The sequence below is a fragment of the Mesorhizobium sp. ESP6-5 genome (assembly GCF_020164695.1).
GTDB lineage: Bacteria > Pseudomonadota > Alphaproteobacteria > Rhizobiales > Rhizobiaceae > Mesorhizobium > Mesorhizobium australicum.
This window is the reverse complement of sequence record NZ_JAIUGR010000014.1, coordinates 179469-193632: the sequence shown is the minus strand read 5'-3', so window position 1 is coordinate 193632 and position 14164 is coordinate 179469. Positions and strand designations below refer to the sequence as shown.

Annotated in this window: 8 protein-coding genes; 3 read left to right on the top strand and 5 right to left on the bottom strand. The window is 63.3% G+C overall.

Annotation, left to right across the window (positions count from 1 at the left end; all coding sequences use genetic code 11):
- Positions 1-560, bottom strand: a 560-nt coding sequence (locus tag LB524_RS22880) for a transposase (RefSeq protein WP_224530342.1), incomplete at its 3' end; no start/stop codon positions are given.
- 95 nt (positions 561-655) lie between these two features.
- Complete coding sequence (locus LB524_RS22875) at positions 656-1708, bottom strand: threonine aldolase family protein (RefSeq protein ID WP_140875201.1); 1053 nt, start codon at positions 1706-1708, stop codon at positions 656-658.
- A gap of 472 nt (positions 1709-2180) precedes the next feature.
- On the opposite strand from LB524_RS22875, the gene gltB reads away from it, so the two are divergent.
- Complete coding sequence (gene gltB / locus LB524_RS22870; protein WP_224530339.1) at positions 2181-6914, top strand: glutamate synthase large subunit; 4734 nt, start codon at positions 2181-2183, stop codon at positions 6912-6914.
- 138 nt (positions 6915-7052) lie between these two features.
- A complete protein-coding gene (locus LB524_RS22865) occupies positions 7053-8507 on the top strand; it encodes a glutamate synthase subunit beta (RefSeq protein WP_224530337.1) in 1455 nt (484 codons plus the stop codon).
- On the opposite strand, the gene LB524_RS22860 is transcribed toward LB524_RS22865, so the two are convergent.
- Positions 8504-9694, bottom strand: a complete 1191-nt coding sequence (locus LB524_RS22860) for a DUF459 domain-containing protein (RefSeq protein WP_083882972.1) — start codon at positions 9692-9694, stop codon at positions 8504-8506. The two genes, LB524_RS22865 and LB524_RS22860, sit on opposite strands and share 4 nt — an antisense overlap.
- Before the next feature lie 70 nt (positions 9695-9764).
- Positions 9765-10988, bottom strand: coding sequence for a lytic murein transglycosylase (locus LB524_RS22855; RefSeq protein ID WP_015315838.1), 1224 nt, complete (start codon positions 10986-10988; stop codon positions 9765-9767).
- A gap of 211 nt (positions 10989-11199) precedes the next feature.
- Here LB524_RS22855 and galU point away from each other — a divergent pair, with 211 nt between their 5' ends.
- Positions 11200-12105, top strand: coding sequence for a UTP--glucose-1-phosphate uridylyltransferase GalU (gene galU, locus LB524_RS22850; protein WP_015315839.1), 906 nt, complete (start codon positions 11200-11202; stop codon positions 12103-12105).
- Positions 12106-12273: 168 nt separating this feature from the next.
- Here galU and LB524_RS22845 read toward each other — a convergent pair whose 3' ends face one another.
- The gene (locus tag LB524_RS22845; RefSeq protein ID WP_224530329.1) at positions 12274-14049 is read right to left on the bottom strand and encodes an outer membrane beta-barrel protein; all 1776 of its coding nucleotides are present in this window, start codon (positions 14047-14049) and stop codon (positions 12274-12276) included.
- Positions 14050-14164: the final 115 nt, after the last annotated feature.

Sequence of the window (14164 nt, the reverse complement as noted above, 5' to 3'; positions counted from 1 at the left end):
CCATGCAGCGCCCGCTCGGCCTCGATCGCCCGGTCGAGATCGGCCCAGTAGTCGGCCCGTGACTTGGCCACCATGGCCAGGTCGTATTTGCCCTTGTTGGCATTGGCCTTCAGATGCGTGCTGTCGGTGTAGAGCACCGTGCCGTCGACAAGCCCATGCCCGATCGCCTGCTCGACAATGCGGTCGAAGATGCCTTGGGCGATGCTCTCATCCTGATAGCGCCGGCGCCGGTTCTGCGACAGCGTCGAGGCGTCGAACACCTTATCAGTCAGCTTCAGCCGCAAGAACCAGCGATAGGCGACATTGACCTCAATCTCGCGCACCAGCTGCCGCTCCGAGCGAACCCCGAACAGGTAGCCCACGAACAGCGCCTTGAACATCAAGGTCGGATCCAAAGGCGGGCGGCCATTGTCGGCGCAGTACAGCGGCGCGGTCAGATCGTGGATGAAGGAGAAGTCGATCGCGCGGTCGATCTTGCGCAACAGATGATCAGCCGGAACAAGCTGATCCAACGTTACCATCTCGAGCGCGGTCTGTTCAGGGGCGGGTCGCTTCAACATGACCCAGTGAATCAAAAACCCCCGGCAATTGCCAGGGGTTTGTCAGCAGTCTGGCGGCGCCGCGAGGCGCCGCTTTTTTGTCCGAAGATTGACTGTTATCCGGCGATCAGCTGGCCAAAGCGGTCGACTTCCTCAGTCGTCGTGGCAAAGCTGGTGACGAAGCGATAGAGCAGTTCGTCCTCGCCGATATGGCCGTCAAAACCATGCGGCCTGTGCCAGTCATAGAAGGCCGCGCCTGCCGCCTGCAGCCTGTCTGCTTCGGTTTTCTCGATCACCGCGAACACCTCATTAGCCTGCGGCAGCCAAGCGAGCTTTGCCGTGGCCGAATCCTCGATCGCCGCCGCCAGGCGCGCGGCCATGGCATTGGCATGCCTGGCGGTGTCGAGCCACAGCCCGTCCTTGAAATAGGCTTCGAACTGCGCCGCGACGAAACGCGACTTCGAAAGCAGCTGTGCGGCACGCTTGCGCAGGAAGGCCAGTTCCTTGGCACGGTCGAGGTCGAACAGCACGATCGCCTCCGCGCACCAGCAACCGTTCTTGGTACCGCCGAAGGACAGGACATCGACCCCGCGTTTCCAGGTCATTTCGGCCGGCGTGGTGTCGAGCGCGGCCAGCGCATTGGCAAAGCGGGCGCCATCCATGTGCAGTGGCACGGAATGCTGTTTGGCGATGGCCGAGATCGCGTCAATGTCGTCCAGACCATAGACGGTGCCGACCTCGGTCGACTGGGTGATCGAGACCGCCATCGGCCGGCCCCAATGAACGACCTCGCTTGCGAAACGGCCGATCGCCCTGCCCAGATTGGGCGGGTCGATCTTGCCCAGGGGACCGTCGACGGCGTGCAGCCGCGAGCCGCCGGAAAAATACTCCGGCGCGCCACATTCATCCTCGATGACATGCGATTCTCGGTGAGCGAAGGAAATGCCGCCCGGTTTGTTGAAGGTGGTCAACGACAGCGAATTGGCGGCGGTGCCGGTTGCCACGAAGAACACCGCGACCTCGCGTTCGAATATTTCACTGAAGCGCTGATAAACCGCCTCGTCGAGGGCGCTGTCACCATAGGCGGTGGCAAAGCCGCCAGCCGCGGCCGACAGGCCGGCAACGATATTGGGATGGGCGCCTGCCCAATTGTCGGAAGCGAAGAACATGTATCTGCCTGTGTTGGGGAAATCAGCCGGAGTTGACCGGTTTAACGCGCCGACCGCAAGGGCCAGGCGCCGGAAAACCGTTGAAGCCAGCCAACGTGGCGGCAAGCCTAGCCGATTTAAGCTTACGTTTTTCCTCAACTCCGCGTAATTTTGTGTCGCTAAAGCTCCAAGTTTTTTGTGAATCGGTCTTGTGCGCGTTTGGGAATTCTGCCATAAAAATTTAGGACAGTAGTGCTGTCTTATTTTGTCGCACAAAACAGGCCGGATTGGCGTAACATATTGGCCTCTCCGGCTGTTGCCGCGAGCGACAGGTGGACGGCCGGACGCTGGCCTGTACGATACCAGATGCGAAGCATGCGAAAAGCCGCATGGTTCGAAAAGGATTTCGCAAGACGTGCCGCAAGGATCAGGGTGAGCCAAGCGCTTGCCGAGGCAAACCAGCGCCTGAAGGGCTGGAATGGAGGACAGGACAATGACGGAATTGACGCTCTCTGCGACGAACGGCCAGGCCGCGCAGACGAAAGCGGCCGCCGTCAAAAATACCTCCACCAAAAATCGCGCGACTGCCGGCGGCTTGACCGCCCAGGGCCTCTACGATCCGCGCAACGAGCATGACGCCTGCGGCGTCGGCTTCATCGTCAACATGAAGGGCGTAAAGTCGCATCAGATCGTCAAGGACGGGCTTGCCGTGCTCGAGAACCTGACGCATCGCGGTGCCGTCGGCGCCGATCCGCTGGTCGGCGATGGCGCCGGAGTGCTGGTGCAGCTTCCGGATCTTTTCTTCCGTGAGGAGATGGCGGCCCAAGGTATCGAACTGCCACCGGTAGGCCAGTACGGCGTCGGACACTGGTTCATGCCGCAGGATGCTGCCCTTCGTGCACATATCGAGGAGATCATCGCCGAATCGGCGCAGTCCGAAGGGCTGCCGCTGCTCGGTTTCCGCGACGTGCCGGTCGACAATTCGTCGCTATCGAAGGCGCCTGACATCGTCGCGTCCGAGCCGTTCCACCGCCAGGTCTTCATCGGCCGCACGGCCGACATCACCGATGACGAGGAATACGAGGCAAGACTTTATCTGCTGCGCAAGGTCATATCGGGCCGCATCTACGCGGAGAACGACAACAAGGACATCGGCGCCTACTGCGTGTCGCTGTCGGCGCGCACCATCGTCTACAAGGGCATGTTCCTGGCTTATCAGGTCGGGGCCTACTACAAGGACCTCAAGGACCCGCGTTTTGAGACCGCGCTGATCCTCGTCCACCAGCGCTTCTCGACCAACACCTTCCCGTCGTGGAAGCTGGCGCATCCCTACCGCATGGTGGCGCATAATGGCGAGATCAACACGGTGCGCGGCAACAACAACTGGATGGCGGCGCGCCAGGCCTCGGTCGATTCCGAACTGTTCGGCAACAACATCTCGAAGCTCTGGCCGATCTCCTATGACGGCCAGTCCGATACCGCCTGCTTCGACAATGCGCTCGAGTTTCTGTTCCAGGGCGGCTACAGCCTCAGCCACGCCATGATGATGCTGATCCCGGAAGCCTGGGCCGGCAACAAGCTCATGGATGCCGATCGCAAGGCCTTCTACGAATACCACGCCGCGTTGATGGAGCCTTGGGACGGGCCGGCGGCGGTCGCCTTCACCGACGGACGCCAGATCGGCGCCACGCTGGACCGCAACGGCTTGCGCCCGGCACGCTACATCGTCACCGATGACGACCGCGTCATCATGGCTTCCGAGGCCGGCGTGCTGCCGGTGCCGGAGGAGAAGATCGTCCAGAAGTGGCGGCTGCAGCCCGGCCGCATGCTTTTGATCGACCTTGCCAAGGGCCGCATCGTCCCCGACGAGGAAATCAAGTCGGAGATCGCGACCAAACACCCCTACAAGACCTGGCTTGCCAATACGCAGCTCATCCTGGAAGATTTAAAGCCGGTCGAGCCACGCGCGCTGCGCAAGGATGTCAGCCTGCTCGATCGCCAGCAGGCGTTCGGCTACACCCAGGAAGACACCAAGCTATTGATGTCGCCGATGGCGACCACCGGCCAGGAAGCCGTGGGCTCGATGGGCACCGACACGCCGATCTCGGCGATGTCGGACAAGTCGAAGCTGCTTTACACCTACTTCAAGCAGAATTTTGCCCAGGTCACCAACCCGCCGATCGACCCGATCCGCGAGGAGCTGGTGATGAGCCTGGTGTCGTTCATCGGACCGCGGCCGAACATCTTCGACCTGGTCGGCAATTCGCGCCGCAAGCGGCTCGAAGTGCGCCAGCCGATCCTGACCAATGGCGATCTCGAGAAGATCCGCTCGATTGGCCACACCGAGGACCGTTTCGACACCAAGACGATCGACATCACCTATGGGTCGAGCGAGGGTGCTGCCGGCATGCAGGGGGCCATCGACCGGCTGTGCGAGCGGGCGGAGGCGGCAGTCGCCGGCGGCTACAACATCATCATCCTGTCCGATCGCCAGCTCGGACCGGACCGCATCGCCATTCCGGCGTTGCTGGCCACGGCCGCCGTGCACCACCATCTGATCCGCAAGGGGCTGCGCACCGCGGTCGGCCTGGTCGTCGAATCGGGCGAGCCGCGCGAGGTGCATCATTTCTGCTGCCTTGCCGGCTACGGCGCGGAAGCGGTCAATCCCTATCTCGCCTTCGACACCTTGCTCGACATGCACAAGCGCGGCGAACTGCCCGAGGAGGTCGACGCCTACGAAGTGGTGTCGCGCTACATCAAGTCGATCGGCAAGGGCATCCTCAAGGTGATGTCCAAAATGGGCATCTCGACCTATCAGTCCTATTGCGGCGCGCAGATCTTCGATGCCATCGGGCTGAAGACCGATTTCGTGCAGCAATACTTCACCGGCACCGCGACACTGATCGAAGGCGTCGGACTGGATGAGGTCGCAGGCGAAACCGTCAGCCGTCACACGGACGGTTTCGGCAGCGATCCGGTGCTGCGCAACAGCCTGGAGGTCGGTGGCGAATACCTGTTCCGCATGCGCGGTGAGGCGCATATGTGGTCGCCCGACGCGGTCGCCACCTTGCAGCACGCCGTGCGCCAGGGATCGTGGGAGACGTTCAAGGACTATTCGGCGCAGATCGACAGCGAGACGGCCCGCGCACAGACCATACGCGGCCTGTTCAAGATCAAGCTGGCGGATGAGACCGGCCGCACGAAGGTCGCACTCGACGACGTCATGCCGGCGGCCGACATCGTCAAGCGCTTCTCGACCGGGGCGATGTCGTTCGGCTCGATTTCCAGGGAAGCGCACACCACGCTGGCGCGTGCCATGAACCAGATCGGCGGCAAGTCGAACACCGGCGAGGGTGGCGAAGAGGCCGATCGCTATCTGCCGCTGCCAGGTGGCGGCAAGAACCCCGAACGTTCGGCGATCAAGCAGGTCGCGTCGGGGCGTTTCGGCGTGACGGCGGAATATCTCGTCAACTCCGACATGATGCAGATCAAGGTGGCGCAGGGCGCCAAGCCCGGCGAGGGCGGCCAGTTGCCCGGCCACAAGGTCGACGCAACCATCGCCAAGGTTCGGCATTCGACGCCGGGCGTCGGCCTGATCTCGCCGCCGCCGCACCACGACATCTATTCGATCGAGGATCTGGCGCAGCTGATCTACGATCTGAAGAACGTCAATCCGGCGGCCGACGTCTCGGTCAAGCTGGTGTCGGAGGTTGGTGTAGGCACGGTCGCGGCCGGCGTTGCAAAGGCGCGCGCCGACCACATCACCATCTCTGGCTATGATGGCGGCACCGGTGCGTCGCCGCTGACCTCGCTCAAGCATGCCGGCAGCCCGTGGGAAATGGGTCTTGCCGAAACGCACCAGACGCTGGTGCTGAACGGCCTGCGCTCGCGCGTGGCGCTGCAGGTCGACGGCGGCCTGCGCACCGGGCGCGACGTCATCATCGGCGCGCTGCTCGGCGCCGACGAGTTCGGCTTCTCGACCGCGCCTTTGATCGCGGCCGGCTGCATCATGATGCGCAAATGCCATCTCAACACCTGCCCGGTCGGCGTCGCGACGCAGGATCCGGTGCTGCGCAAGCGCTTCAAGGGTACGCCCGAGCACGTCATCAACTTCTTCTTCTACGTGGCGGAAGAGGTGCGGGCGCTGCTCGCCGAAATGGGCTTCACCCATATCGACCAGATCATCGGTGACGCCGACCTTCTGGAAAAGCGTGACGTGATCCAGCACTGGAAGGCGCGCGGGCTCGATTTCTCGAAGATGTTCTACAAGCCCGATGCGCCGCATGAAGCGGTGCACTGGACCGAGCGGCAGAAGCATCCGATCGACGATGTGCTCGACCGCAAGCTGATCGAATTGGCCAAGCCCGCGCTTGAGGCCAAGCAACCGGTCAAGATCGAGGTCGACATCCGCAATGTCGACCGTTCGACGGGCGCCATGCTGTCGGGCGAGGTCGCCAAGCGCTTCAAGCACAAGGGCCTGCGCGAGGATACGATCCAGGTAAAACTCACCGGCACGGCCGGCCAGTCCTTCGCCGCCTTCCTGGCACGTGGCATTTCGTTCGAACTCGTCGGCGCCGCCAATGACTATGTCGGCAAGGGCCTGTCGGGCGGGCGCATCGTCATCCGGCCACCGGAAGAGGCAAGGATCGTCGCGGCCGACTCCATCATCGTCGGCAATACGGTGCTCTATGGCGCGACCGAGGGCGAGGCCTATTTCGCCGGCGTCGCCGGCGAGCGCTTCGCGGTGCGCAATTCGGGCGTCGCCGCGGTCGTCGAGGGCGTCGGCGACCATGGCTGCGAATACATGACCGGCGGCGTCGTCGTCGTCATCGGCAAAACCGGCCGCAACTTTGCCGCCGGCATGTCGGGCGGTGTCGCCTATGTGCTGGACGAAGCAGGTGATTTCGCCGAGCGCTGCAACATGGCCATGGTCGAGCTGGAGCCGGTGCCGGAAGAAGACGATCTGATGGAAAAGCTGCTGCACCATGGCGGCGATCTCGACCACAAGGGCCGCGTCGACGTGTCCGGCGACATGACCAGTCATGACGAAGAACGGCTTTACCAGCTGATCTCGAACCACGTGCACTATACGGGTTCGGTGCGCGGCCGCGAGATACTCGACGACTGGGCTATTTTCCGGCCGAAATTCCGCAAGATCATGCCGGTCGAATACCGCCGCGCGCTGATCGAGATGGAACGCATGCGCATGGGCGTCGCGGCCGAATAGATTTGATAATTGCCGGGGGGCCCAGGCTTCCCGGCCCCTTCATCGACAGTTTGACCTCGGGCTCAAGGTTGCCACGGCTGCCTCAAGAGGTTAACGGGTGCGGCGAAACCGCACCATCTGGACAGCAGGAACTGGACTATGGGCAAGGTAACAGGCTTTCTCGAAATCGACCGGCAGGTGCACAAGTACCAGCCGGCCTCCGACCGCATCCGGCATTTCCGCGAATTCACGCTGCCGATGTCGGACAAGGAAGTCGAGAAACAGGCCGCGCGCTGCATGGATTGCGGCATTCCGTTCTGCCATGGGCCAACGGGCTGTCCGATCCACAACCAGATCCCCGACTGGAACGACCTCGTCTACAACAGAGACTGGGACAACGCGATCCGCAACCTGCACTCGACCAACAATTTCCCGGAGTTCACCGGCCGCATCTGCCCCGCGCCTTGCGAGGAAGCCTGCACGCTGAACCTCGAAGACATTCCGGTCGCCATCAAGACGGTGGAGCAGGCGATCGCGGACAAGGCTTACGAGACCGGCCACATCAGGCCCTATCCGCCGGAGAAGAAGACCGGCAAGCGGGTCGCCATCATCGGCTCCGGCCCAGCCGGCATGGCGGCCGCCCAGCAGCTTGGCCGCGCCGGTCACGACGTGCATGTCTATGAGCGCGAGAGCCGCCCCGGCGGGCTGATGCGCTACGGCATCCCCGACTTCAAGATCGAGAAGCATTATATCGACCGGCGCATCGAACAGATGCAGGGCGAGGGCGTCACCTTCCATTGCGGCGTCAATGTCGGCATCGACATGCCGGTGGCTGAACTCCTCGCCGAACATGACGCCGTGCTCTATTGCGGTGGTTCGGAAACGCCGCGCGCTGCCGGTATTCCCGGCGACGATCTCGGCGGCGTGCATGACGCGATGCCCTATCTGGTGCAGCAGAACCGCCGCGTCGGCGGCGAACCGATCCAGTCGGTGGCATGGCCGTCGCATCCAATCATCGCCGGTGGCCAGCACGTCGTCGTCGTCGGCGGCGGCGACACCGCGTCCGACTGCGTCGGCACCGCCTTCCGCCAGGGTGCGGTGCGCGTCACCCAGCTCGACATCCGTCCGCAGCCGCCCGAGAAGGAAGACAAGCTCTCCGTCTGGCCCTACTGGGCGACCAAGATGCGCACCTCGTCCTCGCAGGCCGAGGGCGCCGAACGCGAATTCCAGGTGGCGACGCTCGAATTCATCGGCGAGGAAGGCCAGCTTACAGGCGTGAAGTGCTGCGAGGTCGACGACAAGCGCAAGCCGATCGCCGGCACTGAATTTGTCATCCGCGCCGATCTCGCCTTCATCGCCATCGGCTTTGCTGGCCCGGCGATGGCGGGCGTTGCGGCGGAACTCGAGGGGGAGATGAAGATCACCACCGACAGCCGCCGTTCCAGGAATGTCGAGGCCAATGACCGCGATTACAGGACGAGCGTCGACCGGCTCTACGCGGCGGGCGACGTACGCCGTGGCCAGTCGCTGGTCGTCTGGGCGATCCGCGAAGGCCGCCAGGCGGCACGCTCGATCGACGAGGCGCTGATGGGGACGACCGTCCTGCCGCGTTAAGGGCTGATCGCCGTGGTGGTGTCGGACGCTGCCGCTGTCGCCGGACTTGCCTTCGGCGGCCGGGAAAAGTCGTCGGCGCGGCCTGGGGAAGCCTCCGGCGCCTTGCCCTCGATCACCAGCCTTTCGCCAGGAAGAGCCGGATTGGCCTTCGGCGGTGGGGCGGCGCCGAGCAATTCTGTGCCGCCGTCGAGCGCGGGATCGCTGAGCAGCATGGGTTGGGTGCGATCGATGACGATAGGCGCGGCCGCCGGAGCGGGGGTCTCGACCGGTGCGCCCGCCGGCGCCGTCGTCGGTGCCACGCTTCCCGGCGCGGCCAGTCCAAGGATCTTAAGCAGCGGCTTTTCGGTGTAGAAGGCGAGCTTGCGCTTGCCGGCTTTGGACACGTTGATGCCGTCATCGGCGCGCAGTCGCACCGGCTGACCGTTCATGTCGGGGCCAGAGGTGACGAAGGCGCCGTTCTCGTCGACGAAGCCGTCCCAGACATCGACGAATTCGCCGCCGTGGCTTTCGGCGGCCTTGTGGTAGATGTCGTTGAAGGCCAGCATGTCGGAGGTCATCTTCGGCACCCGGAAGGCAGGCATGCCGACCCACAGGAAAGGCACCTTGGCGGTGGCGATTGCCTTGCCGAGCTCATCGGTGCGGCGCTCGTATTCCTTCGTCCAGTTTTCGGAGCGGGGCTGTTCGCGTACGTCGCCGACCTTCATCTGCTGGCGGTCGTTCGACCCGAGCATGACGACCACCGCGGCGGGTTTTTCGGTGTCGATCAGCGATTTGATCTGTTCGGGCCAGTTGTAGAAATCATCGCGCACGAAGCCTGACGAGCCATTGCTGCGGACCACGATCCTGACGCCGGTATTCTCGGCGAAGGCTTCGTCCAGACCCTCGGCGAGGCCGGCCGCCATGAAGTCGCCGACCACCAGGACGGTGCGGGCGTCCGGCGCTTTTTCGACCACGGGCGTTGCCGGCTCCTCTGGTGGGCGAGGCGCACGCGGTTTCTTCTTCGGCTTAGGTCTCGCCTTCTGGATGTCCTGCGGCGGCTCGACCCGCTCGCTGCGGCGCGGAAACAGAAGGTCGCGCAATGACCAGCCCCGGCTTTGCTGCGGCTGTTCCTGCGCCATGGCTGGGGCATGGACAGCTCCGGCCACGGCAATGGCGAGCACGGCGAAGGCCAGGATCAGCACCGGCATGCGACGGACGAACGTCCCGATGCGCGTAGGCCAAACCAATCGCTCCCTCCCTACTCAACTTCGTCAGGCTCTATTTCTGCCTGAGCCATTTCAGCACTTCCAAGCTCGGATAGCCATCCTGGGTCAAGCCAACCTTGGCCTGATAAGCCATGATGGCCGTCTTCGAGCCGTCGCCGATCTTGCCGTCGAATTTGCCGTCGTAAAGGCCGTGCTGGGAAAGTCGCTTCTGCAACTCCTGCCGTTCCTCGAAGCTGAGCTTGGTAAAAGGCCGGTTCCAATCCTGGACCAGGCCGCTGCCACCCGCGATCTCATCGGCAAGCAGACCGACGGCGAGCGCGTATTTGTCGGCATTGTTGTAGGCCTTGATGACCGAAAAATTCCTGACCATCAGGAAGGCCGGCCCGCCACGGCCGTCCGGCACTTTCAGCGTTGCCTTGTCGGTGAGGTTCTTGAACGGCTTGCCGCTGGCGCGGCCCACGCCGAGCGCCTGCCATTGCGCCAGGGTCTTCGACCCGGCGGGAAGTTTGCCGGCCGGCAACGCGACCTCGTAGCCCCAGGTCTTGCCGGCCTGCCAGCCATTCTTCTTGAGCAAATTGGCTGATGTCGCCAGCGCATCGGGAATGGAATTCCAGATGTCGCGCTTGCCATTGCCGTCCATGTCGACGGCATAGTGCTGGTAGCTGGTCGGGATGAACTGGGTCTGGCCCATGGCGCCCGCCCAGGAGCCCATCAGGTGGCTTTCGTCGATATCGCCGGTCTGCAGGATCTTCAGCGCCGCTACCAGCTGGGTGCGGGCGTATTTCGACCGTTTCGCGTCGCCATAACCCAAAGTCGCCAGCGAACGGATGACGTTGCGCATGATGTCGTCGCGCTTGAGAATTTCGCCATAGTTCGATTCCATCGACCAGATGGCCAGGAGAACGTAGCGGTCGACGCCGAATCTCGCCTCGATCCTGTCCAGCCAAGGCTTCCATTTCTTCGCCATCTGCTGCCCGACGGCGACGGACTGGTCATGGACGCGGTTGTCGAAATAATCCCAGGCGGGCGCGGTGAATTCGGGCTGGGTGCGGGCCTTTTCCAGCACCACCGGATCGGGCTCGTTGATGCCCCGGAAAGCCTGGTCGTAAACGGCGCCGGAAACGCCACCCGCCACGGCGGTGGCGCGGAAGCCGGCGACCCATTGCCGGAAACCGGCGTCGGCGAAGGCCGGCCCGGTGGGGACAAGCAAAGCGAGCGAGAGGCTGGCCGCCGTCATGACGCTGGCGAAACGTTTTGCGGCATTGCGAACGGACATCTTTTCCTCCTTCTCTGTCCCAGGAAAGACCATTCTTCGCCGAACCGGGTTAGGAATTAGTTTACCATAGGCGTCGCCTGGAACGAAAAGACACCTCGATGCTTTAACCGGCGGGAGTTTCCCTCAGCCGTCCCACTAATCTTCAATTCCGGCGCGAAAATGTCGGGGGACGGGGATTGCGGAGCTGGCCAGCAAACGGATAATTTAAACTATGAAGAGAGTTCGCAAGGCAGTTTTCCCGGTCGCCGGTCTCGGCACGCGGTTTCTCCCGGCCACCAAGGCTGTTCCCAAGGAGATGCTGACCGTCGTCGACAGGCCAGTCATCCAGTATGTCGTCGACGAGGCGCGCGAGGCGGGCATCGAGCATTTCATCTTCGTCACGGGCCGCAACAAGGCGGTCATCGAGGACCATTTCGATATCCAGTTCGAACTCTATGATACGCTGGCACAACGCGGCAAGGACGAGCAGCTTGCCCGCCTGCAGCGGCTGCAGCCGGCACCGGGGCAGACCAGCTTCACCCGCCAGCAGGTGCCGATGGGTCTTGGCCATGCCGTCTGGTGTGCGCGCGAACTGGTCGGCGACGAGCCGTTCGCCCTGTTGTTGCCCGACATGATCATGCAGTCGGAAAAGAGCTGCACGAAGGCGATGGTCGAGCTCTACGAGGAGACCGGCAACAACATCATCGCGGTGCAGGAATGCGACCCGGCGGAGGCTCATAAATACGGCATCGTCGGGCGCGGCGAAGACACGCATCACGGCTTCCGCATCACCGAGATGGTCGAGAAGCCGAAGTCGGGCACCGCGCCGTCCAACCTCTACATCAACGGCCGCTACATCCTGCAGCCCGAGATCTTTAGGATTCTGGAAGGCCAGGAAAAGGGCGCCGGGAACGAGATCCAGCTGACCGACGCGATGCTGAAGCTGGAGAAGCAGCAGGCCTTCTACGGCTACCATTATAAGGGCCGCACCTTCGATTGCGGCTCGCCGGAAGGTTTCGTCGAGGCCAATGTCGCCTTCGCGCTGTGGCGCAACGACATGAACCAGAGCATGGCCGGCGTTATCCGCACACTGCTCGACGAGATGAAGCCATCAGAACGGCGCGGGGCAGCCTTTTAGGGCATGCCGATATTCAGGTGATGCCGGCCTGCGAATGGCCGCTTCCTACGCTTTCCCCATTCTACTGCGCCGCAGTAGAACTGTGCTCACGTAAATAAAGGCTCTCGGTATCAGCCATTCTCGACTCGGCCCGACCCTGACTCTCGCCATACCTTGGCGCACACGCCTTCAGCGCTGCACCTTCACGCCGACGAAGATGCTGTTGGCGGTGTAGTCGCGGCCGGGCAGGTTACTGGTCAGCTTTTCGGTCCTTACCCTGCTGGTGAGGCCCGCATAGCGGTTCAGCCACCAGGTCAGCCCGGCCTCGGCGCTCAAGATCCTGTCATGGCCGTCAATGCCGACATAATCGCGCCAATCCAGGCCCAACGCCGCATTCGCGGTAAGATTGGATCGGATCACGCGCTCGCCCGTCAGGCGTCCGGAGTAGAGGATATCGCCGCTTTCGCCCGATGTGGTCGTGGTCTCGACGGTGGTCTTGCCGGTCAAGCCGATGGTGGTGCCGCGCTGCGGCGACCATTTGAGGTCGGCATTGAGGGTGGCCCCCGAAATCGCTTCCAGGCTGTTGTCGTCGATCGCCTCTCTGAGCCAACCGGCCGAGAATTCGCCCGACAGCTTCTCGCCCATGTCGAGTTGCAAGCCGGCGCGGGCGCCAAGACGCGTCGAGGAGCGCTCGAAGCCTTCATTGTCGATGCGCTGGTCGTAGGCCCGGCGGCCGACCTCGATCTCGGTGAAGGGCGTGAGCGCGGGGGAAATCTCGTAGCCGGTGCGCAAGGTTGCAGTGTAGAGCGTATTGTCCTGATCTTTCTGCGACAGCGAGGTGCCGTCCGAGAGCTTGGCGTCACCATAGAAGTCGTGCGAGACCGCCCCGGTCAACGTATACTGCATCTTGCCGACGGCCTTTTCGACGCCGATGCTGCCGTCGATGGTCTGCCGCAGCGGCTGGGTGCTGACGCCGGCGATGGCATCGGGCGAGGACGCGGATTCCGGCACGGCTTCGTAGCCGAGCTTGGCGATGGCGCGCAAGTCATTGTCGAGGTCGACATTGAGCTGGCCTTCGATGCGGCCCTGCGCGTCGTGAACCGGGTAGCCCGACACGGTTTCACGGAAAATTCCGTAGCCGTCGATGGTCGCGGCGTTTTCACGCCAGTCGGAAGCGGCGGTAAAGCGAAGCGCCGTCTCGGACAGCAGCGCTGATGTGCCGGCACTGCTCGAATCGCCGTTCGTCGTCGCCGTCAGCCCCTGTTCGATGGTCGGCCGGATGATGAAGGAGCCCCATTTGACGCCGGTTGCGGCGAACGGATCGTCCTCGGGTTTCTTGTTCTGGCCCTCGATTGCAGCGGTGCGCTCGGCGCCGGGGTCGAGTTTCTGCTTGTCCGCACTGTCGATGGTGAGTGCACGGCGATTGGCCGCTTCCTGATCCGCCGCGATATCGGCGGTGTCGTCCGTCGCGGCCGTCGTGGCGGTGGTGGTTGGATCCGTAGCCGCCATGGTGTTCTTTTTTTTCTTCTTTTTGTCGGCGACCTTGTCCTTTGCCTTGTCGGCCGCATTCTGCCTGGCGGTCGAAGCGCGGCGTGGCTTGGGCGGCGTGGGCGCGTCGGCAGAGGCATCGTCGCCGGCCTGGGGCGGGTCGAAGACGCTGGTGGTCGAGTTCGCGGCGTCCGCGTCGTCAGGCACGGCGCCGGCGCTGGCCGGCAGATAGGTTCGCGCCGACGCATTGTCCTGCGCGGCCGCGTTGGCCGCCGCTTGCTGTGCAAGAACCAGGTTTCTCGCCTTGCGCTGCTGGTCGGACAGGATCGCCGATTCCGACACTTCTCCGCGCAATTCCGTTTCCTGGGCATGGAGTGGCGTGGAACGCAGCAAGGCAAGGATGCTGGTCGCCAGCAGCAAGGCGCAGATCGCCTTGCCCTGTCGTCCTCTCAATTTTTCTGGCTGGACCCCGGACATCGCCACCACTGCCTGCGCGGCGCACGCGCGCCATACTTACCGAACCGTAAATGGGGATGGTTAACGGAGGGTTGAGGTCGCGCGCGCCACTGGCTCCAAACGCGGATTTCCGCGG

Excerpts from the sequence above, each read along its gene's own strand:
- LB524_RS22875 (WP_140875201.1), bottom strand. The coding sequence starts at position 1,708 with ATGTTCTTCGCTTCCGACAATTGGGCAGGCGCCCATCCCAATATCGTT.
- gltB (WP_224530339.1), top strand. The coding sequence starts at position 2,181 with ATGACGGAATTGACGCTCTCTGCGACGAACGGCCAGGCCGCGCAGACG.
- LB524_RS22865 (WP_224530337.1), top strand. The coding sequence starts at position 7,053 with ATGGGCAAGGTAACAGGCTTTCTCGAAATCGACCGGCAGGTGCACAAG.
- LB524_RS22860 (WP_083882972.1), bottom strand. The coding sequence starts at position 9,694 with ATGCCGGTGCTGATCCTGGCCTTCGCCGTGCTCGCCATTGCCGTGGCC.
- LB524_RS22855 (WP_015315838.1), bottom strand. The coding sequence starts at position 10,988 with ATGTCCGTTCGCAATGCCGCAAAACGTTTCGCCAGCGTCATGACGGCG.
- galU (WP_015315839.1), top strand. The coding sequence starts at position 11,200 with ATGAAGAGAGTTCGCAAGGCAGTTTTCCCGGTCGCCGGTCTCGGCACG.
- LB524_RS22845 (WP_224530329.1), bottom strand. The coding sequence starts at position 14,049 with ATGTCCGGGGTCCAGCCAGAAAAATTGAGAGGACGACAGGGCAAGGCG.